25 protein-coding genes are annotated in these 18753 nt (G+C 50.9%); 20 read left to right on the top strand and 5 right to left on the bottom strand.

Annotated elements, in window-relative coordinates:
* The 16 genes from Q1K24_RS05205 to amrA all read left to right on the top strand — a co-directional run.
* Positions 1–182 (top strand): hypothetical protein (locus Q1K24_RS05205; protein ID WP_300367023.1); only part of this gene is annotated, 182 nt, incomplete at its 5' end.
* 123 nt (positions 183–305) lie between these two features.
* The gene (locus tag Q1K24_RS05210) at positions 306–821 is read left to right on the top strand and encodes a hypothetical protein (RefSeq protein WP_300367025.1); all 516 of its coding nucleotides are present in this window, start codon (positions 306–308) and stop codon (positions 819–821) included.
* The gene (locus Q1K24_RS05215) at positions 805–1299 is read left to right on the top strand and encodes a FixH family protein (RefSeq protein ID WP_300367028.1); all 495 of its coding nucleotides are present in this window, start codon (positions 805–807) and stop codon (positions 1297–1299) included. The genes Q1K24_RS05210 and Q1K24_RS05215 overlap by 17 nt, the downstream gene beginning before the upstream one ends.
* Positions 1300–1422: 123 nt before the next feature.
* Complete coding sequence (rplM, locus tag Q1K24_RS05220; protein WP_300367088.1) at positions 1423–1848, top strand: 50S ribosomal protein L13; 426 nt, start codon at positions 1423–1425, stop codon at positions 1846–1848.
* A 1-nt stretch (position 1849) separates the two neighbouring features.
* Positions 1850–2239 carry a 30S ribosomal protein S9 gene (gene rpsI / locus Q1K24_RS05225; RefSeq protein ID WP_300367031.1) on the top strand — a complete coding sequence of 130 codons (390 nt, stop codon included), beginning with the start codon at positions 1850–1852 and terminating at the stop codon, positions 2237–2239.
* Positions 2240–2276: 37 nt separating this feature from the next.
* Positions 2277–2684 (top strand): rhodanese-like domain-containing protein, encoded by a 408-nt coding sequence (locus Q1K24_RS05230; RefSeq protein ID WP_300367034.1) that lies wholly within the window; start codon positions 2277–2279, stop codon positions 2682–2684.
* Positions 2684–4183 (top strand): peptide-binding protein, encoded by a 1500-nt coding sequence (locus Q1K24_RS05235; RefSeq protein ID WP_300367037.1) that lies wholly within the window; start codon positions 2684–2686, stop codon positions 4181–4183. The genes Q1K24_RS05230 and Q1K24_RS05235 overlap by 1 nt, the downstream gene beginning before the upstream one ends.
* The gene (locus Q1K24_RS05240; protein ID WP_300367040.1) at positions 4180–4836 is read left to right on the top strand and encodes an HAD family hydrolase; all 657 of its coding nucleotides are present in this window, start codon (positions 4180–4182) and stop codon (positions 4834–4836) included. The genes Q1K24_RS05235 and Q1K24_RS05240 overlap by 4 nt, the downstream gene beginning before the upstream one ends.
* Positions 4837–4933: 97 nt before the next feature.
* Complete coding sequence (locus Q1K24_RS05245) at positions 4934–5491, top strand: pyruvate flavodoxin oxidoreductase subunit gamma (RefSeq protein WP_300367042.1); 558 nt, start codon at positions 4934–4936, stop codon at positions 5489–5491.
* Between the two features lie 10 nt (positions 5492–5501).
* Positions 5502–5888, top strand: coding sequence for a 4Fe-4S dicluster-binding protein (locus Q1K24_RS05250; RefSeq protein ID WP_300363321.1), 387 nt, complete (start codon positions 5502–5504; stop codon positions 5886–5888).
* Positions 5889–5900: 12 nt separating this feature from the next.
* Positions 5901–7124 (top strand): 2-oxoacid:ferredoxin oxidoreductase subunit alpha, encoded by a 1224-nt coding sequence (locus tag Q1K24_RS05255; RefSeq protein WP_300367045.1) that lies wholly within the window; start codon positions 5901–5903, stop codon positions 7122–7124.
* 12 nt (positions 7125–7136) lie between these two features.
* The gene (locus tag Q1K24_RS05260; RefSeq protein ID WP_300367048.1) at positions 7137–8099 is read left to right on the top strand and encodes a thiamine pyrophosphate-dependent enzyme; all 963 of its coding nucleotides are present in this window, start codon (positions 7137–7139) and stop codon (positions 8097–8099) included.
* A gap of 225 nt (positions 8100–8324) precedes the next feature.
* Positions 8325–8840 (top strand): S-ribosylhomocysteine lyase, encoded by a 516-nt coding sequence (luxS, locus tag Q1K24_RS05265; RefSeq protein ID WP_300367051.1) that lies wholly within the window; start codon positions 8325–8327, stop codon positions 8838–8840.
* Positions 8834–9136, top strand: coding sequence for a hypothetical protein (locus Q1K24_RS05270; RefSeq protein ID WP_300367053.1), 303 nt, complete (start codon positions 8834–8836; stop codon positions 9134–9136). The genes luxS and Q1K24_RS05270 overlap by 7 nt, the downstream gene beginning before the upstream one ends.
* Positions 9120–9947, top strand: a complete 828-nt coding sequence (locus Q1K24_RS05275; protein ID WP_300367056.1) for an MnmC family methyltransferase — start codon at positions 9120–9122, stop codon at positions 9945–9947. The genes Q1K24_RS05270 and Q1K24_RS05275 overlap by 17 nt, the downstream gene beginning before the upstream one ends.
* Positions 9948–9994: 47 nt before the next feature.
* On the top strand, positions 9995–10570 hold the full coding sequence (amrA, locus tag Q1K24_RS05280; protein ID WP_300367059.1) for an AmmeMemoRadiSam system protein A: 576 nt from the start codon (positions 9995–9997) through the stop codon (positions 10568–10570).
* A 93-nt stretch (positions 10571–10663) separates the two neighbouring features.
* On the opposite strand, the gene Q1K24_RS05285 is transcribed toward amrA, so the two are convergent.
* The 5 genes from Q1K24_RS05285 to Q1K24_RS05305 all read right to left on the bottom strand — a co-directional run bounded on the left by Q1K24_RS05285 (position 10664) and on the right by Q1K24_RS05305 (position 13947).
* Entirely contained in the window at positions 10664–10936 is a 273-nt protein-coding gene (locus tag Q1K24_RS05285; protein WP_300367061.1) for an EscU/YscU/HrcU family type III secretion system export apparatus switch protein, read from the bottom strand.
* The gene (locus tag Q1K24_RS05290) at positions 10930–11241 is read right to left on the bottom strand and encodes a cupin domain-containing protein (RefSeq protein ID WP_300367065.1); all 312 of its coding nucleotides are present in this window, start codon (positions 11239–11241) and stop codon (positions 10930–10932) included. Before Q1K24_RS05290 ends, Q1K24_RS05285 begins: the two co-directional genes overlap by 7 nt.
* A 1-nt stretch (position 11242) precedes the next feature.
* Positions 11243–11743, bottom strand: coding sequence for an RNA 2',3'-cyclic phosphodiesterase (thpR, locus tag Q1K24_RS05295; RefSeq protein WP_300367068.1), 501 nt, complete (start codon positions 11741–11743; stop codon positions 11243–11245).
* 69 nt (positions 11744–11812) lie between these two features.
* The gene (locus Q1K24_RS05300; protein WP_300367071.1) at positions 11813–12430 is read right to left on the bottom strand and encodes a riboflavin synthase; all 618 of its coding nucleotides are present in this window, start codon (positions 12428–12430) and stop codon (positions 11813–11815) included.
* A gap of 11 nt (positions 12431–12441) precedes the next feature.
* The gene (locus Q1K24_RS05305) at positions 12442–13947 is read right to left on the bottom strand and encodes a hypothetical protein (RefSeq protein ID WP_300367074.1); all 1506 of its coding nucleotides are present in this window, start codon (positions 13945–13947) and stop codon (positions 12442–12444) included.
* A 255-nt stretch (positions 13948–14202) separates the two neighbouring features.
* Here Q1K24_RS05305 and mnmG point away from each other — a divergent pair, with 255 nt between their 5' ends.
* From mnmG to Q1K24_RS05325, 4 genes are all read left to right on the top strand, one after another.
* Positions 14203–16071 carry a tRNA uridine-5-carboxymethylaminomethyl(34) synthesis enzyme MnmG gene (mnmG, locus tag Q1K24_RS05310; protein ID WP_300367076.1) on the top strand — a complete coding sequence of 623 codons (1869 nt, stop codon included), beginning with the start codon at positions 14203–14205 and terminating at the stop codon, positions 16069–16071.
* Positions 16072–16222: 151 nt separating this feature from the next.
* Complete coding sequence (locus tag Q1K24_RS05315; protein ID WP_300367079.1) at positions 16223–17098, top strand: hypothetical protein; 876 nt, start codon at positions 16223–16225, stop codon at positions 17096–17098.
* A gap of 69 nt (positions 17099–17167) precedes the next feature.
* Positions 17168–17674 carry a Rieske 2Fe-2S domain-containing protein gene (locus Q1K24_RS05320; RefSeq protein WP_300367082.1) on the top strand — a complete coding sequence of 169 codons (507 nt, stop codon included), beginning with the start codon at positions 17168–17170 and terminating at the stop codon, positions 17672–17674.
* Positions 17675–17686: 12 nt separating this feature from the next.
* On the top strand, positions 17687–18753 hold a 1067-nt coding region (locus Q1K24_RS05325; protein ID WP_300367085.1), incomplete at its 3' end, for a cytochrome bc complex cytochrome b subunit.

Raw genomic sequence — 18753 nt, forward strand, 5'->3', positions numbered from 1 at the left:
CATACCGTCTTCGTCTATCCCAGGTGGGATATCGTACAGAAAAAATTGAAAAAGTAAAAAAGAAAACCAAGGAGGATCGAATGATTCAGATTATGGATAAAGTACTCGGATGGGGCATGGTAGTCCTGGCAGCTTATACTCTGTGGGCTGTTGTGACAGCAAACCATGCATTTGTTGGTTAATCATTGCAGCCAATGATTGACTTTTTAAAAAGGGCGTCACGCCCTTTTCTTTTTGTAACCCTGCTTCTTATACCATCATTTCTTTTCGCCCAGCTCCGTTTCGTACTCGTGAACGACGGTGTCATGCCTGAGAAGGAGATGGAAAAGATTGAAGAGATGGGAAATGAACTCTATGAAAAGACGAAAGTTCCCGTTTTTGTGGCCGTTGTAGCGGATCTGAACGAGACAAAGCCGATCGATCTTATCAAACGGGTAGAAAATCAATACCCGACCTATATTCTGCTCTATTTTTCTCTCAAGCCCTCCGCAGTGAATATCTTTGCATCCGATGATGCGAAACAGATGATCGATATTGAACAGATATTGAGTCCTTTGCCATGGCGCGGTACGATTCGTCCTGTCATGAGCCCCGCGTTCAGCAAAAGTGAGAGCGTGAAACAGGAAGTGGCCATCTTCAACGGCTATGCGGATATCGTCGATCAGGTTGCCGAAAGCAGAGGGGTGAAACTTACGACAAGCGTAGGCAGTCAAAGTAAAACGAGTTTTCAAATTATTCGCACGATTTTCTATGCCATACTTGCGTTCGTCATTCTCCAGTTTATACTGGCAGCGAGGAAACAGCGTGCACAACGAAGATAAGAAAGAGATCAACTATTGGCCTTACGCCATTGTTGGAATGATTCTAACGGTGGTAGTGCTGGGAATCTGGACAATCAAAGTAGCCGTCAGTAATCCTGTTCAGCTCGACAACAGCTATATGATGAAATATCAGGATGTCGATGCGAATATCAATGAAATAATGGCCAGGCAGAGAGCCTTCAATGCCAAATATGAAGTCGATATGTCGCAGAACCGTCTGAAAGTTGGAGAGAACCGAATAGAGATCCGACTGAAGAAGAAAGAGGGCGATTCTGTCGAGAATGCAAAGATTTTTGCCATTGTGACACGACCGACGACATCGAAAGAGGATATCGAGATCAAAACGTTCACATATCTTTCCGATGCATATCGCAGTGAGCCTTTCACACTGAAGCGTCAGGGACGCTGGAATATCGAACTCAAAATCGAAATTGGCGAAGATATCGGCTTCGTTACCTACAAAACGTTTGTCAAATAGTGGCCGTAGAAACGTTTCAGAGATTTCAAAACCTTACAAAATACTGAAATTAAGCTATAAATAAGTTAAATTACTCTACAATCCCAACGTTCAAATCTTTTTAAAGGTCAAGCTGCCATGAAAATGACAAAGATGGTAAACAGCGCTCAGGTCGAGCGTGACTGGATCGTACTCGATGCAGAAGGAAAAACATTCGGAAGATTGGTGACGGAAATCGCAACCTATCTTCGTGGAAAACATAAACCCTATTTTACTCCCCATGTCGACTGCGGTGACCATGTGATCGTGATCAACGCGTCGAAAGTGAAGTTCAGCGGTGGCAACAAATTGGAAGACAAACAGTATCATCGACACAGCGGTTATTTCGGCAGTGTCAAAAGTGAAAAGCTGGGTGAACTCGTAGAGAAAAATCCAGAAAAACTCTTCAAGCTTGCGACACGCGGGATGCTCCCGAAAACCAAACTGGGCCGACAGATGCTGAAGAAACTTCGCGTCTATGCAGGCAGTGAACATCCGCACACCGCACAAGTAAAAGCAAAGGAAAACTAAGATGGCGAACGTTTATGCAACCGGAAAGCGAAAATCATCTGTCGCAAAAGTTTGGCTGAAACCCGGCAGCGGGAAAATGACAATCAATGGTATGGGTCTGGACGAGTGGCTGGGCGGTCACGAAGCGATCAAGCGCAAAGTGATGCAGCCACTTCTTCTGACAAAGCAGGAAGCAAGTGTCGATATTGTTGCCCAGACACTGGGAGGCGGATACTCTGCGCAGGCGGATGCATTGAAGCATGGCATCTCCAAAGCTCTTGTCGCATTCGATGCCGAGTTTAGAAAAATCCTCAAACCCCATGGACTGCTGACACGTGATTCCCGTGTCGTCGAGCGTAAAAAATATGGTAAACACAAAGCGCGCCGAAGTCCTCAGTTCTCCAAACGTTAATCTTTTCCCGGGTCCGTTCCCGGGGGACCCTCCAATCATGAAGACACTCATCGCTCTGCTCTTTCTCTTTCCTCTTTCTCTTTTCGCCGAAGTGCGTGACCTGGATATTGCATCGTTTGAAAAACTCAAAAACAGCGGAGTGCCCGTCATCGATATCCGCACAACAGCGGAGTGGAAGGATACGGGGATTATTGAGGGCAGCCACACAATCATGTTCTTTCGACCCGATGGCACCTATGATGTACAAGCCTTTTTGAGCGAACTGAAAAAGCTTGGAATCAGCAAAGAGACAACATTCGTTCTGGTGTGCCGTTCTGCCAGTAGAACACGCATGCTGGGCAATTTCCTCTCGGAAAAGATGGGGTATAAGCATGTCTTTCATCTGACGGGCGGGGTGTTGAACTGGAAGGCCCACAGCAAGCCGCTTTCGATCTACAGACCCTGATGCTGCGTACACTCTGTTTCCTTCTCTTTCCAATTCTTCTATGTTCATCCACACTGCACCTTTCACTGGGGGCGAATCCCAGTCGCATCAACCCTCTGCTCGCTACCGACAGTGCCAGTGGGGAAATCAGCGGATGGGTATTCAATGGTTTGGTCAAATTCGACAAAGAGGGCAATATCGTCGGAGATCTGGCCGAATCGTGGCGATTTGACGAACCGACGCGACTGATATTTCAACTGCGAAGAGATGTAGCATGGCATGACGGAACACCTTTTACCGCCGCCGATGTTGCTTTTACCTACGCACTCTCGAAATCGCCGAAACTGTTCACCCCCTATGCAAGTGATTTTCGCTATGTCGAATCGGTTCGGGTCCTCGATACCTATACGGTGGAAGTGGTCTACAAGGAACCCTATTACAAGGCGCTGTCGATCTGGATGATGGGCATGTTGCCGAAACACCTGTGGGAACACGTCGACGATCCTATGACCTCCGATCTCAACCGGCATCCCATAGGAACAGGCCCCTACAGACTGGAGCAGCTCGAAAACTCCGGTGACGCCATTCTGACGGCGAATCCGGACTATTTCGAGCATGCCCCGAATATCGAAAAGATTCATTACCACTTCATTCCCGATCCGACGACACAGTTTCTGATGCTCAAAGCCAACAAACTCGATATCGGTTCGCTGACCCCGCTGCAGATCGAAAAACAGATCGATGCCCAATTTAAAAACTATTACCGTATCGTGCGGCTTCCCGGGCGCGGCTATACCTATCTTGGCTTCAATCTCGCCAATGAAAAGTTCAAGGATATCCGTGTCAGAGAGGCGATCGATATGGCGATCGACAAAGAGCAGTTGATACGGATTCTCTTTTTCTCCTGGGGAAAAGTGTGCCACGGTCCCTTCATGCCTGGAACGTTTGCCTATCCGGAGCATCTGCCGAGAAGCGCCTATGATCCCGAAAAAGCGAAGGCATTGCTGGCCGAAGCCGGTTATGACGACAGGCACCCCCTCGCATTCACAATCACCACGAACGCCAACAACACGACCCGCCTCTATGCGGCACAGATCATTCAGTATCAGCTTGGAAAAATCGGTGTGAAGGTGAAAATCCGTGCGATGGAGTGGCAGGCCTTTTTGAATACGGTCGTGACGCCGCGACGTTTTGAAGTGATTCTGCTTGGATGGAGTCTGGGGCTCATTCCCGATGCGTATGCCCTCTGGCACTCCGATTCGGACAAACTGGGGGGGTTCAATCTGGTCGGCTACCACAATCCGGACGTCGATCGGATGATCGAAGAGGCGGAACAGACGACCGACATGGAAAAAGTTGGCAAGATCTACAAAAAGATGTTTGCCGCGATTGCACAGGACAAACCCTATGTCTTTCTCTATATTCCCGATTCGATCACGGTCGTGAATCGGCAGATCAATCCCATCGTTCCTTCGATCATCGGGATCATGCACAACCAGATCGACTGGATCAAGCCGTGAAACGTGACGGTACGGTAATTCTCTTCGATCTCGACGGAACGCTGATCGATTCGACCGAAGCGATACTGGAGAGCTTTTCGGCCGCCTATGGGGAACTTGGCGACGAAGCGCCCGATGCCGATGCGATCGTTCGGATGATCGGTATACCCCTGGGGGAGATGTTTATCAGACTGGGTGCCGACGTGTCGTCCGTAGAGCGGTACGTGGGGGCATACAAAAAGCACTATCGGAAAATCAGCCGGGAAAAGACGGTGCTGCTGCCAGGTGCCCGCGAAGCGGTCGAAGAGGCTGCCTATTTTGCCAGACTTGGTGTCGTGACGACGAAAACGGGCCGTTATTCGATCGAATTGATGGAGTATTTCGGATTGATGAATCATTTTGAAGTGCTCGTTGGCAGCGAGGATGTAGAGAACCACAAACCCCATCCCGAACCGATTCTCAAAGCGCTCGATACGATGGGTGCATCCACCTCCTGCGCATGGATGATCGGGGATACGCTGATGGACGTCCATGCCGCCCACGCCGCCGGAATCATGCCCTATGCATTGACCTGTGGCTACGGCAGCGAGCAGGAGCTGAAAGCCGAATGTAAACATCTTGCACCCGATGCGAAAACGGCCGTGATGGATATCCGTTCAGAAAGCTTGCTTTAAGAGCGGCTTGACTACAATAAGCATACCTTAGTAGTTCAATCAAAGCGCGAATTACAAGTCTCATTTGGGATTTGGCGTTTTAAAAAGGGAGAAACTCATGTTGGAAATTCGCTGGCACTCTCGTGCAGGGCAGGGTGCGGTAACAGGCGCCAAAGGACTTGGCGACGTTGTCGCCCGAACCGGAAAATATGTACAGGCTTTCGCATTCTACGGATCGGCGAAACGCGGTGCGGCGATGACGGCATACAACCGCATCGACGACGAAGTGATACTGAACCATCAGAAATTCATGCATCCCGATTACGTTCTCGTCATCGACCCGGGTCTGACCTATACGGCCGACATCACTGCATACGAAAAAGAGGAAACCAAATATATCATTACGACACACCTGAGCAAAGAGGAGCTGATCGAGAGTCAGCCGAAACTCAAGGGCAGAGATGTCTATGTCGTCGACTGTATTCAGATTTCGCTCGACACGATCGGACGTGCCATTCCGAATACGCCGATGCTTGGTGCGTTGATGAAAGTGTCGGGCATGTTCGAGCTGGATTACTTCCAGAAGGCGATGGAGAGTGTCTTGTCCAAATTTCCGCAGAAGATCATCGACGCCAACATGGCGGCGATCGAACGTGCGTACAATTCAGTGAAGTAAGGGAGAAGCAATGAAATATCTTGGATGGGACGAACTGATCCCCGGAGCGATCCTCTTTTCATTCAAAGAAGAGCTGGACAAGGATGCGAGTTATATTCTGCCGGAAGATCGCCCGTATGCGGAGACCAACTCACATGAAGCGTATGTCGGCGACTGGCGGGTTCTGAAACCGGTCTACAACAGAGACATCTGTATCGACTGTCAGTTCTGCTGGATCTACTGTCCCGACGTATCGATCATTTCACGCGACAAGAAGATGATCGGCGTCGATTACGACCACTGCAAAGGGTGTGGTATCTGTGTCGAAGTGTGCCCGACCAACCCGAAATCGCTCTTGATGTTCGAAGAGCGCATTCCCAACGAAGAAGCTCTGGCCAAATGGCCCGAGAAAGAGTAACAGGAGAATTTGATGGCTGAAAAAATGGAATTGAACGAAGTAGAGGTTTGGGACGGTAACATGGCGGCGAGCCAGGCGATGCGCCAGGCTCAGATCGATGTCGTGGCTGCCTACCCGATCACCCCTTCTACACCGGTTGTGCAGAACTATGGATCGTTCCTCGCGAACGGATATGTCGACGGCGAATTCGTCATGGTCGAAAGTGAGCATGCGGCGATGTCCGGATGTGTCGGTGCCGCGGCAGCGGGCGGGCGTGTCGCCACGGCGACCAGCTCCCAGGGATTCGCCCTGATGGCGGAGGTTCTCTATCAGGCGAGCGGTATGCGTCTGCCGATCGTCCTGGTCGTCGTCAACCGTGCGCTCGCCGCACCTTTGAACGTCAACGGCGACCACTCCGATATGTACCTGGGGCGCGACAGCGGATGGATCCAACTCGACGGCTTCAATCCGCAGGAAGCCTACGACCTGACACTGATGGCTTTCAAAATCGGTGAGGATCCTGAAATCCGTCTGCCGGTCATGAGTCATCAGGACGGATTCATCACGTCGCATACCGCCGAGAATGTTCGACCGCTCAACGACGACGAAGCCTACGAGTTCATCGGCGAATATCCGATGGTCAACCCGATGCTCGACCTCTCCAAACCGGTCACTTACGGCGTCCAGACCGAAGAGGATTGGCACTTCGAGCACAAAGCGCGCCAGCATCACGATCTGATGACGAAGGTTTTCGGAAAGGTCGAAGAGGTCTTCGACGCGTTCGAAAAGAAGACGGGCCGCAAATACAACATCGTGGAAAAATATATGATGGACGATGCCGACGTCGCGATCATCGCGCTCGGATCGACCGTCGAGACGACTATCATGGTCGCCGAAAAGATGCGCAAAGAGCAGGGTATCAAGGCAGGTGTCGTTGCTCCGAGACTCTTCCGTCCCTGGCCGCATGAAAAGATCGTCGAGGCGCTTTCGGGCGTCAAAGCGGTCGCGTGCCTCGACCGAAGCAGCCCCAACGGCGCCTTCGGTGCACTTTATAACGAAGTAATCGGATCGGTCTATCAGAGCGACAACCATCCTGTCGTCACCAACTATATCTATGGCCTTGGCGGCCGCGACTTCACGGTCGAGCAAGCCGAAGAGATCTACAAAGAGCTGGCGGCCAACGCCGAAGCCGGCAAACCGACGACACCACTGCAGCAGTTCGTAGGCCTTCGCGGTCCGAAACTGTCGTTTTATTAAGAGGAGTGCACGATGAGTGAAATCAAAAAAATCAAAAACCTGAAAGAGTTTTCAACCTCTGCTGACCGTTTCGAGGGTGCGAACCTGCTGTGCCCGGGATGTGCACACTCGATTATCGTCCGCGAGATTCTGAACGCTACGAACGATCCGATGATCATGAGCGCGGCGACAGGATGTCTGGAAGTCTGTACGGCGGTCTACCCCTATACGTCTTGGGATAACAGCTGGATCCATATTGGATTCGAGAACTCTTCCACAGCGATCGCCGGTGCGGAAGCGATGTACAAGGCACGCAAACGCAAAGGCAAACTGCCCGATTCCTGTGAAGGCAAGTCTCCCAAATTCGTCGCCTTCGGTGGTGACGGCGCGACGTACGATATTGGATTCCAGTGGATTTCGGGATGTTTCGAGCGTGGTCATGACATGATGTATGTCTGTCTCGACAACGAAGTCTACGCCAACACCGGTGGCCAGCGCTCCTCTTCCACGCCGATCGGTGCCAGTACGGTAACGAGTCCGGCAGGCCGTGTCAGCTACGGCGAAAAGATGATGAAGAAAGATATGCTCGGCATCATGGCTGCACACGGTGCCCCCTATGTCGCACAGGTCGCACCGAACAAGTGGAAAGATATGATCAAGAAGATCCAGAAAGGTTTCCAGACGGAGGGCCCGGTTTTTATCAACGCCATGAGCGCTTGTACGACCGAATGGAAATTCGCGCCGGACGACACGATCGCCATCTCCGATCTTGCGACAGACTCACTGGTCTTCCCGCTCTACGAGATCGAGAACGGTACAAAACTGACGATCACCTATCGTCCGAAAAACAAAGTACCGGTCCGCGACTATCTCGGAGCCCAGGGCCGTTTCAAGCACCTTTTCAAACCACAATACGAGTATTTGATCGATGAGTGGCAGAAGATGGTAGACGAACGCTGGGAATACCTGCAGCGCCGCGAAGAAGCGAGCGTTTGACGAAAGCCCCTGCCGAAAGCCCCACTCGGGGCTTTCGAGTGAAAAGTTAAAAACGAAAAGTGACGGAAGGTCGCTTCGCTCCCTTTTATCTATTTTTTAATTCTTTTTCTTTCAAGCCAATCGCCGAAAACTTTTGTATAATCTCTTTGAAATGTGGTCCGCGTCAGCGGCTCACCTGAACTTTTCGTTTTTAACTTTTAACTTTTCACTAAAAAAGGAAATCCGATGCCACTACTCGAAAGCTTTACTGTCGACCATACCATCATGCCTGCTCCTGCAGTGCGCAAGGCCAAGACGATGAAAACACCATGCGGCGATACAATCACTGTTTTCGATCTGCGGTTTTGCAAACCGAACGAGGAGATGATGGGGGAAAAGGGGATCCATACGCTCGAGCATCTCTTCGCGGGCTTCATGCGTGATCATCTCAACAGTGACGATGTCGAGATCATCGATATCTCACCGATGGGATGCCGTACAGGATTTTATATGAGTGTCATCGGTGCACCGAATGAAGAGCGTGTCGCCAAAGCGTGGGAGGCATCGATGAGGGATGTCCTGAATGTCAAAAGTATGGAGGATATTCCCGAACTCAACATCTACCAGTGCGGCAGCTGCAAGATGCATTCGCTGGAGGAAGCGAAAGAGATTGCACGCAACGTACTCGAGCGGGGGATCGGCATTATGCATAACGAGGAGCTGAAACTCGATCCCGCGAAATTGAAAGGGGCGACATGCTGATCGAACTTCCACTCGATTCGAAAGATGCCGAAACGGCGAGACTGGTACCGATGGACGATGCGAAGGCGTGGGGGCTCATCACATTCGATGCCGGTGAGATCCGGACAATCGATTTCTTCGACACGCGTGAAGAGATCGATGAATTTGTCGATTACGCCATCGTAGCGAGACAGGGCGAGCCGATCTGGCCGATGATGGAGGAGAACATATTCGTGCTTGTGGCCCGTGAAGGTGCAGATATCGACGAAGTGATCGAAGGATTCAAGTTCAAAGAGCTGCATGAAGCGAGTTTCTGAGAAAGGGGAACGGGAAAGGGTGAACGGTGAAACGGAAGAGGGCAGCGCACTGCCCTCTCTTGTCAAAACGGAGGATGGAACTTTCACGGCGAAGTCGGGGCTGTTTGACGAGTGCTACCACTCGACCCGAGACGGGGCGCTGAAAGAGTCGCTGAAAAAACATGTCGAGCCCGCGTTCTCATTGCTCGGGAGCAGGAAGCAGGGAACGGGAAAAGGGGCCGTGACGATCCTCGACATCTGCTTCGGTCTTGGGTACAACACTCTGGCTACCCTTCACTACCTGGACCGGGAAGGGCTCAATACCCCGGTGCACATCTATTCTCCCGAATTTGACAAAGCACTGGTGCGCTCCCTCGTCGACTTTCCCTATCCCAAAGAGTTTGCACCGTATCGAGACGTCATTGACAGCATCGCCGAAAAGGGAGTGTACGAAAATGCGAAAATCCGTATCGAAGTGATTTTCGGCGATGCGCGGGAGTTTCTGCATGCGACCAATCTTCTTTTCGATATCGTCTACCAGGATGCGTTCAGCCCCAAAAAAAATCCGCTGCTCTGGACCAAAGAGTATTTTGCCGATCTTACCGTCCGTCTGGCGCCCGATGCCATCGTAACGACCTATTCGTCGGCGACGCCGGTCCGGATGGGGATGGTGGAGAACGGCCTTTATGTCTACGTTCCGCCGAGTTCGGATGTGCGCAGCGGCACCATTGCCTCCCCTTCGGCGGATCTTCCTCTCGAACCCATCGACATGGTGCTCAAAAAGGAGCGCAATCCCGATGCCGCACCACTTTGCGATAAAGATTTTAAATAAAGCTTAAAATGTGCTATACTTCTTAAAGAATATTTAAGGAGCATGGAATGATTGATGGAGAATTGCTTTTGAAAATCGCCCGGCAGGCGATCGCTTCAGCCTTCGGATTGGCACCGGAGGTTGACAAAGAGGCGGTTGTGGCGAGCCATCCGGAATTCGCCGAAAAGCAGGCGACGTTCGTGACGCTGACGATCGGAGGGCAGCTGCGGGGGTGCATCGGTTCCATCATTCCCCACCGTTCTCTCATTGACGATTTGATAGGAAATGCAAGAGCGGCGGCATTCGACGATCCCCGCTTTTCAAAATTGACGCCGGAAGAGTTCGAAACAGTCGATATCGAAGTCTCCCTGCTTACGGTCCCTCAGCCACTCGACTACAGTGATACGGAAGATCTTCGCAGTAAAATCCGGCCGGGAATCGACGGTGTCATCCTGCAACTCGATGGACGCCAGGCAACGTTTCTGCCACAGGTGTGGGAGGAGCTGAACGACTTCGACCTCTTCTTCGCCCATCTTTGTCTCAAAGCCGGTCTGCCGCAAAACTGCCTGGCATACCATCCGCAGATTTTTACCTACCAGGTGGAGAAGTTCAAAGAGTGTGACTCCGCCGGATGCGGGATTTAAGAGTGGGTAGTAGGTAGTGGGTAGTGAGACACTCGCTACGCTCGTTTAGTAGTTATTGTCCGCGCGTAGCGCGGCTTACTTCAGTGTGACTACTCACTTCGAGGAGAGCTGCACGCTCTCCTCGGCTTTCATGAGCCAGACGAATACTTCCGCGACGGCCTGGAAGAGCAGGGGGTCGATTTCGGTGCCGGGCTCCTGTTTCAACAGCGCATCGGCCAATGCTTCGTTTTGAAAGAGGGGGATGTCGAACGCTTTGGCCTTTTCGATGATTTTGAGTGCCACCTCTCCTCTTCCGGTTGCGACGATTTTCGGGGCGTTGTCTTTGTGCATCGCATATTTCAAAGCGGCGGCTTTCGGGGTCAGCATAGCGCTCTCTTTGTATGGATTGCCAGCCATCGGGTTCCATTTTCCGTTTCCAGGACTTTGTGGGGCGTCTGGGCGGGAATATGCAGAAAGTCACCCGGGAGCATCGTAATATGTTTTCCGTCGACCCAGAGCGTCGCTTTTCCCTGGATCAGTAGGACCGCCTCATCCTTCTGCTGATGGTAGAGTATCGGTTCGGGCTGCTCGCTGCTGACGATGAGCTCGATCGTGACATCGTCATTTGTCAGAAGGGTTTCGAAGGTCTCACCTGTTTCCGGGATATCGTATTCAAACAGATGTTTCAGCATCCTAGAACTCCTCGATGGGAATATAGATGGGTCCTGACGGAGTCAGTCGACTCTCTATCAGATAGATGGGCGCTTCGACGGTGCCAAGAGGTTCGCTCATCCAGGGGCGCTCCATATGTTTATACCCCTCGGAGTGGAATCTTTTGATACGGGCTAGCGTAATATGGGAGTTGAATGTTTCATCCGGCTCTTCCCCAAGAAGTTCGGCGATTTTTTGCTGGAGCGTGTGGACCACGACCGAGGAGGTTCTGAGATAGAAAACTTTTGGATAAGGTCTTCCGAATGTTCCGAATCCCTGAATGGAAAGAGGCAGCCTCGGAATCATCTTCAGAGGTTGAAGACGGTCGATGATGGGGGCCGCTGAGGGTTGTTCGCCCAAAAATATCCAGGTCAGATGAAGATTCTTCCGCTCGACCCATTTGGCATCGAAATAGGGTTGCATATCCCGTTTGATATCGTCATAGTAGTCGACGTCGGCATAGCTGGCTAAAAAGAGTCGCATGTTGCTCCTTTTTAGTACGGAGTATTGAGTATTAATGAAGCGAATGGACTCAACACTCAGCACTCAATACTAATATAACGCCTGAAAGCGCTCTATCGTCTCCCATCCCGTCTGTTTTGCGGATTCGCGTTTGTCGAGGATGTTCGCGACGTAACGGGCAAAGAGGTCGGTTTCGACATTTACGCGTGTTCCGACACGGTACGTTCCAAAGAGTGTTTCTTTGAGCGTATGGGGTATGATCGTGAGCCGGAATCCGTCCTCACTCGCATCGTTGACAGTCAAGCTGACTCCATCGATTGTAATGGAGCCTTTCGGAATGACATATTGCATATACGGGTGCGGAATCGAGATAAAGAAGTCGATGCCATTGGAGCGTTTCTGAATGCGTGTGACCGTGCCGACGGTATCGACATGCCCCTGGACAATATGGCCTTCGAAACGGTCTCCCATCTGCATGGCCGGTTCGATATGGACATGGCCTTTGAGATTTTCCATGGCGATGACATCGCGGGTTTCGTCGGCCAACTCGACGCTGAAGCTCCCTTCGCCCACCTTCACTACTGTCAGACAGGCTCCGTTGACGGCGATGGAATCACCGATCTTCGGGCGATAGCCCGCTTTGAGTGTCAGGATGTTGTCGGCATAGGATACGACCTCTGCCATCTCGCGGATAAGTCCTGTGAACATGGTTCATTCCCTTACTGGATATATTGCCTGAATTGCTCCAAAAGCTCCTGCTTGTGATGCGTTTTGGGAATAATGGCGGCAATGTTGTACTGTTTTGCGCGCATCAGCAGATCGCGGTTGATCCGTTTGGCGAAAAAAGCGGTTTCGATATCCGGTGCTATTTTTCTCGCATATCCGATGACCGATTCGATCTCGATTCCCCGCATCTCCGGATTGATGATCAGTACATTGGGCTGAATGTTTTTCAAGTCGGGCAGCACCGTTTCCGGCCGTGTGCTGAGGGTTACTTTGATATCCCGGTCGATCTCGCCGAATGTCTGTTTGACGAGTGTCAGAAAGTCGGTGTCATCGTCGATGCAGACCACCCTCTTTTTCGTCTGCTGTTCCAGATAGTGCAATAGGTCAACAAGTTCCTGGTTCTGTTGATTGAGCTTGGATGCATCGAGTGTTTTGAGATAATACTTCAGGTAAGTAATAGCACTGAATTCGTCGGTGATTCCGGCCTGTGCAAAAAAGTTCTGTATCGGTTTGGAGTGGTTCGCTTTTTTCCACATCATTGCATCGAATTTGTATGCGAGTACATCCTGAATTTTCCTCAACAGAGCATCGTGTGTTTCGACAAATTCGCCAAACGATTCTTTAAATTTATCATAATACATTTTGTAGAAATTGTCGAGTGAATCTATATAGAGGCGGTTCTCTTCCGTCAATTTGGCCACTTCATGGATCGCATCGACCATAGCCCGTTTCAGAAGTTTGATTTCATTGAAAAGATAGATATACTCTTCGCTCTGCGGTTGCATCGCAGCAAGACGCTTGCTCTTTTCCTTGATCTCCTCTTCCCTGTTTTTTGTATTCTCGTTCAGTTTGGCAATCTGCGCTTTGTTGAGTTCGAGTTTGGCCCGGAGCTCTTTGTAGCGCAACTGTTTGCTCAAAAACACCTGCTCGTAGGCATGTTGGATGTAGTTGGTTTTTGCCTTGAATTCCCGATAGGTGTCATACGCATCGAGAAGCTGCTGCTTGATTTCGGCCAGTTCGTAATTTTCGAAGCTGTGGTCGATTTCGATGAGGTTGTTGTAGGCGGTGGTCAGAAACCGGTTCATCCGAATAAAATCGAGACGGCGATTTTCTTTGGCAAGATCCATATTGTCGGCGATTTTTTTCTGGATGTCGCTGAAATGCATCTGGATAGAGGCATCCACGTCCATACTCGATTCGAGGGCATCGAGGTGTTTTTCTACCGACGGCTCTTCGTCGGGCATGATACTCTCTTCTTCCGTTTGCTGTATTGTTGCGGTATGAGGTACCTCGGCCATCGTATCACGGCTCGTTTCTTCACCCAATCGAATGTCCGTCGCATTGATCCCTTCCGGTGTAAAGGTAATGAGTTGTCCGATCTGCGGCACCGTATCATATTCGTTCCACTCGTCGATCGACAGATTGTATTTTTTATGGTCCGGTGTAATGATTTTCCCAAGCCCGGTCTGGTCGGAGTAGACGACAATTTTTCCCTGCAAACTTTTCCCTCGCTTTAAATTGACTTTATCATATCTTTTTTAATCTCAAAAAGCTATAATCCGTCAGCCCGGCGTGATTTCAGACGAAATAACGTTGTTTTGTCCAAGCTTCGAGATTTCAAACGGCTAGGTTTTCTGCAAACCTTTCTATCTCAATGCCATCAATGTCTGCTTCGTCTGATATCTTCCAGGTTGAAATGGGTTCTATTAAATATCGGTGAAATATATATTGATTTTAAAAATGGTGAAAAAAGTATGAAATATGATGTCATAGTTGTCGGCGGCGGTCATGCGGGAATCGAAGCGTCTCTCGCTCCGGCACGGATGGGGCTGAAAACATTGATGATCACGATACTGGTCGAGCAGATCGGGGCGGCGAGCTGCAATCCGGCTATCGGAGGACTTGCCAAAGGGCATCTCGTCAAAGAGCTCGATGCGCTGGGCGGTGAGATGGGTCTTTTGACGGACAAGGCGGGACTTCAATACCGAATTCTGAATGAAACGAAGGGGCCTGCAGTGCGGGGCAGCCGCGCACAGATCGATATGGATCGCTACCGAATCGAAGCGAGAACTGTCTGCGTCGGAACAGAGAATCTCGACATTCTGCAGGGAATGGTGGAGGAACTGCTCGTTGAGCATGGTGAAGTGGTGGGAGTGAAAACAGAGCTGGGTGAAACCTTTCATGCCAAAAAAGTTATTTTGACGACAGGAACGTTCCTGGGCGGCGTGATTCATATCGGCGAAGTGACCAGGGAAGCCGGGCGTGCGGGTGAGTTCGCATCGACGGCATTGGCGGAAAATCTGAAAAGAGTGGGCTTCAATGTCGGCCGCCTGAAGACCGGTACATGTGCACGTATCGACGGTACGAGTATCGATTTTTCGAATATGGAGCTTCAGCCCGGCGATGAACCTCCGAAACCTTTCAGTTTCCGGACCGATCGCAATAGCTTCAATCCAAGACAGCTGCCGTGCTATATCGCCTACACCAACGAAGAGACGCATCGCATTATCGAGGAAAATTTTCATCGTGCACCGCTCTTTTCCGGTCAGATTGAAGGAGTCGGACCGCGTTACTGTCCGAGTATCGAAGACAAGATCAACCGTTTTCGGGACAAGGAGCGCCACCATATCTTTGTCGAGCCGCAGACGCTCGAAGCGACCGAGTATTACATCAACGGCATGAGCACCTCGCTGCCAACCGATGTCCAGCTGGCGATGATCCGGTCGGTCAAGGGGATGGAAAATGCGAAAATTGTCCGCTACGGCTATGCCATCGAATACGACTATGTCGATCCGACGGAGCTGAAGCATACGCTGGAGACGAAAAAGATCAAAAACCTCTATCTCGCAGGACAGATCAACGGAACGACCGGCTATGAAGAGGCTGCGGCACAGGGGCTCATGGCCGGTATCAATGCAGCGTTGTCGATCCGTGGAAAAGAACCGTTCGTGCTGGGACGGGATGAAGCCTATATCGGTGTCTTGATCGACGATCTGGTGACCAAGGGGACAAATGAACCCTATCGCATGTTCACCAGTCGGGCGGAGTATCGCCTGATTCTGCGTGAGGACAATGCCGATTTGCGACTCATGAAATATGGCCACGCGTTCGGTCTGATCGACGAGACGACCTACGGGAAGCTGCTGCGCAAGAAAGAGATGATCGACGTAGGAATCCGGTTGATGGAGGAACGGTTCCTGACACCGAGCAGAGAGGGATTGAAAATTCTGGAAGAGCTGGGTGTCGAAAAAATCACCGACAAAACTCCTCTCAAACTGATTGTCGGACGGGCCGATTTCACGATGGAGAAGCTGGGGCGACTGATTCCCGAAGTTGTCGACTGGCCCAACGAGGTGAAAGAGCAGCTGATGATCCATGCCAAATACGACAAATATATCCAGAAGCAGAAAGAGCAGATCGGAAAGATGCATGAAATGCTCGAAGTGAAGATTCCCGAAGAGATGGATTTTGACAAAATACCGGGGCTCAGCAACGAAATCAAAGAGAAACTGGCACGTTTCAACCCGCCAACTCTGCAGGCGGCGAGTCAAATCAGCGGCGTGACGCCGGCGGCACTCGAGATTCTCCATATCTATATAAAGATGAGAGAGAGGGGAAAGTAGCCGCATTGCGGCTACTTGGGGACGTTCGTTTCGCTCACTTTGTGAGAGTGTGAGAGTGTGGGATCGCCGCTTCGCGGCTTTGTGGGAGTATATGAAAAAACTCTCTCACATTCCCACACTCCCACAATACTTACGACAATAAAGGTTTGATATGAAACTCTACTACTATATCCATACAGGCCATCGGGTCGGTCTCGACAGACTGCGTCGCAGTGCACCGGTTATCAATGCTCTGAAAGCGATGGGTGTGGATGTGACGATGCTGACGAGCGATTTCCGTGCCGGCGAGTACGCCAAGGAGCAGTTTGGAATCGACAAATATGTCAGTGTCGATGTCGTGCGGAATATCGCCAATATCGCAACGCCGCAGGATGGTTTGGTCTTCGACTCCGAAGAGGAGAGCAGGAGGTTGTGGGAAGATATGGCGGACTACTTCTCTCTTTTTGTCCGCATCAGCGACGATCCCGACGATTTTATGACGGAGGAATCCGGACTCGTATCGAGCATGAAAGAGGGCAGCGGTATACTCAAGGCCGACATCGTGGATCCGCGGTATTTCGAAAAATCTGCACATGATGGCGGCATGGTCTACTTCTGGGGCGACGACGATTACGAGATGCAGCTGCTTCCTTTCGCCTGTGCGTTCGAGGGACTCGATGCAACACTGCTGGAGGGATACTACTTTTTTATGCAGTATGGCGATGAACTTTCCAGGTGTTTCAACAGAGTGGAAGAGTCGGAAACGTATGACGAAACATTGATGAGGGCTGAACGCTTTATTACTTCGTCGCCGCAGAGCGCACTGGAGGCGTTGGCGGCCGGTTCGAATCCGATCTATTTGATGAAACCGGGTGCTGCGACTGCATGGCAGAGAAAAATGGAGGCTCTGGGAATCCCCATGATCGGAAGTTTTTCCAAAAATGAAATCTCACAAAAAATATCGGAAGCATTCGTTTACAATGACAAACTGCTACAAAACGATGCAGCCAGCGAAGTCGCGATGTATATTAAAGATAAGCTCAGCTAATTTTTATTGCAAATTAACCTTTTGACTCCTATAATATGCTGATTTAAAATCTCAACAAAAGGATCAGCTATGGCAGATAACGGCCGACGCGACTTTATGGGTAAAGTCTTTGGCGGTTGGGCTGCTCTGGGCGGAATCGCTGCACTGTACGCGGCGAAAAAAACCTGGGACCCCCTTCCAAGCGTTAAAGCAGCCGGATTTACGAAAGTAGATCTTTCCGCTGCAGAACCCAACGTACTCAACGTTGAGAAGTGGCGCGGAAAACCCATCTTCATTCTCAAGAAAACCGACGATATGCCAAAGAGCGATCGTGACGTGGTGGTCGGTAAAGACCACTTTCTTGTCTGTATCGGTCTTTGTACGCACCTCGGATGTATTCCGGCGTATCGCCCCGATTCGAAAGATTTCCTCTGCGCCTGCCACGGCGGCATGTTCGATACCAATGGCGACGCCACCAAGCCGCCGCCGCCGAGCCCGATGGTCATTCCTCCGTTCAAGCTGGATGGAACGACGCTTGTTCTTGGCGAAGAGGGCCCTGAGTACAAAAAGATGAAAGAAGCTGGCCTTACGGCCTAAAGGAGCGGGTAAATGGCACATTTTGAAAAAGCACACAGTCTGGAAGAGTGGCTCGACCAGCGCCTGGCGATCAAGACGCTTCGCCGCGTCCTGGCCGAGGAGTACTGGATTCCGAAAAACATCAACTTCCTCTGGGCGATGGGTATGGTTCTGGCGTTTACATTCGGGATTTTGGTGGTGTCCGGAATTTTTCTGTTGATGTATTACCAGCCGGATGTCAAAACGGCATTCGACAGCGTCAACTACACGATCATGAAAGAGGTGGAGTTCGGATGGCTCTGGCGTCATATGCACGCGGTCGCCGCGTCGGTCGTCTTTTTGATCATCTACATCCACATGTTCACGGGCATCTATTACGGTTCCTACAAAAAAGGACGCGAGCTGATCTGGATCTCCGGTATGCTCCTTTTCGTCACATTCTCCGCCGAAGCGTTCAGCGGATATATGCTTCCCTGGGGACAGATGAGCTACTGGGCCGGTATGGTTATCACCAACCTCTTCAGCCTGGGATCTCTGGAACTCAACGGCCTGGTCGAGTGGATCCGCGGTGACTACGTGCCGGGACAGGCATTCCTGACCCGTTTCTTCATGCTGCATGTCTTCCTTCTGCCGCTGGTGATCATGGCGTTGATCGGCCTGCATTTTGGTACACTCCGAATTCCGCACGTCAACAACCAGGACGGTGAAGAGGTCGATTTCGATGAAGAGGCGAAAAAATATCTTGAAGGGAAGACGAAAGAGGCGAAAGTCATCCGCTTCCAGCCCGACTTCCTCTCCAAAGACATGTTTGTCGTTTCGATCTTCCTGATCTTCTATTTCTACCTGGTCTTCTGGCATTACGATTTCGCGATGGACCCGATCAACTTCGATCCGGCCGACGGTCTGAAGACACCGCCGCACATCTATCCGGAGTGGTACTTCCTGTGGAGCTACGAGATTCTCCGACCGTTCCCGAAAGACCCCGGCCTTCTGGCATTCGGCTTCGCGCAGGTGATCTTCTTCCTGCTGCCGTTCCTCGACAGAAGCCCGAATGTGGCGCCGGCGAACCGACGCGGCATATTCAATGTCTGGTTCTGGGT

The organism is Hydrogenimonas sp. (assembly GCF_029932565.1).
In the GTDB taxonomy this organism is placed as follows: Bacteria; Campylobacterota; Campylobacteria; order Campylobacterales; family Hydrogenimonadaceae; genus Hydrogenimonas.

Coding starts and splice junctions, on each gene's coding strand:
- Q1K24_RS05210 (WP_300367025.1), top strand. CDS start 306: ATGCCTGAGAAGGAGATGGAAAAGATTGAAGAGATGGGAAATGAACTC.
- rplM (WP_300367088.1), top strand. CDS start 1,423: ATGACAAAGATGGTAAACAGCGCTCAGGTCGAGCGTGACTGGATCGTA.
- rpsI (WP_300367031.1), top strand. CDS start 1,850: ATGGCGAACGTTTATGCAACCGGAAAGCGAAAATCATCTGTCGCAAAA.
- Q1K24_RS05230 (WP_300367034.1), top strand. CDS start 2,277: ATGAAGACACTCATCGCTCTGCTCTTTCTCTTTCCTCTTTCTCTTTTC.
- Q1K24_RS05235 (WP_300367037.1), top strand. CDS start 2,684: ATGCTGCGTACACTCTGTTTCCTTCTCTTTCCAATTCTTCTATGTTCA.
- Q1K24_RS05245 (WP_300367042.1), top strand. CDS start 4,934: ATGTTGGAAATTCGCTGGCACTCTCGTGCAGGGCAGGGTGCGGTAACA.
- Q1K24_RS05250 (WP_300363321.1), top strand. CDS start 5,502: ATGAAATATCTTGGATGGGACGAACTGATCCCCGGAGCGATCCTCTTT.
- Q1K24_RS05255 (WP_300367045.1), top strand. CDS start 5,901: ATGGCTGAAAAAATGGAATTGAACGAAGTAGAGGTTTGGGACGGTAAC.
- Q1K24_RS05260 (WP_300367048.1), top strand. CDS start 7,137: ATGAGTGAAATCAAAAAAATCAAAAACCTGAAAGAGTTTTCAACCTCT.
- luxS (WP_300367051.1), top strand. CDS start 8,325: ATGCCACTACTCGAAAGCTTTACTGTCGACCATACCATCATGCCTGCT.
- Q1K24_RS05270 (WP_300367053.1), top strand. CDS start 8,834: ATGCTGATCGAACTTCCACTCGATTCGAAAGATGCCGAAACGGCGAGA.
- Q1K24_RS05275 (WP_300367056.1), top strand. CDS start 9,120: ATGAAGCGAGTTTCTGAGAAAGGGGAACGGGAAAGGGTGAACGGTGAA.
- amrA (WP_300367059.1), top strand. CDS start 9,995: ATGATTGATGGAGAATTGCTTTTGAAAATCGCCCGGCAGGCGATCGCT.
- Q1K24_RS05285 (WP_300367061.1), bottom strand. CDS start 10,936: ATGCTGACCCCGAAAGCCGCCGCTTTGAAATATGCGATGCACAAAGAC.
- Q1K24_RS05290 (WP_300367065.1), bottom strand. CDS start 11,241: ATGCTGAAACATCTGTTTGAATACGATATCCCGGAAACAGGTGAGACC.
- thpR (WP_300367068.1), bottom strand. CDS start 11,743: ATGCGACTCTTTTTAGCCAGCTATGCCGACGTCGACTACTATGACGAT.
- Q1K24_RS05300 (WP_300367071.1), bottom strand. CDS start 12,430: ATGTTCACAGGACTTATCCGCGAGATGGCAGAGGTCGTATCCTATGCC.
- mnmG (WP_300367076.1), top strand. CDS start 14,203: ATGAAATATGATGTCATAGTTGTCGGCGGCGGTCATGCGGGAATCGAA.
- Q1K24_RS05315 (WP_300367079.1), top strand. CDS start 16,223: ATGAAACTCTACTACTATATCCATACAGGCCATCGGGTCGGTCTCGAC.
- Q1K24_RS05320 (WP_300367082.1), top strand. CDS start 17,168: ATGGCAGATAACGGCCGACGCGACTTTATGGGTAAAGTCTTTGGCGGT.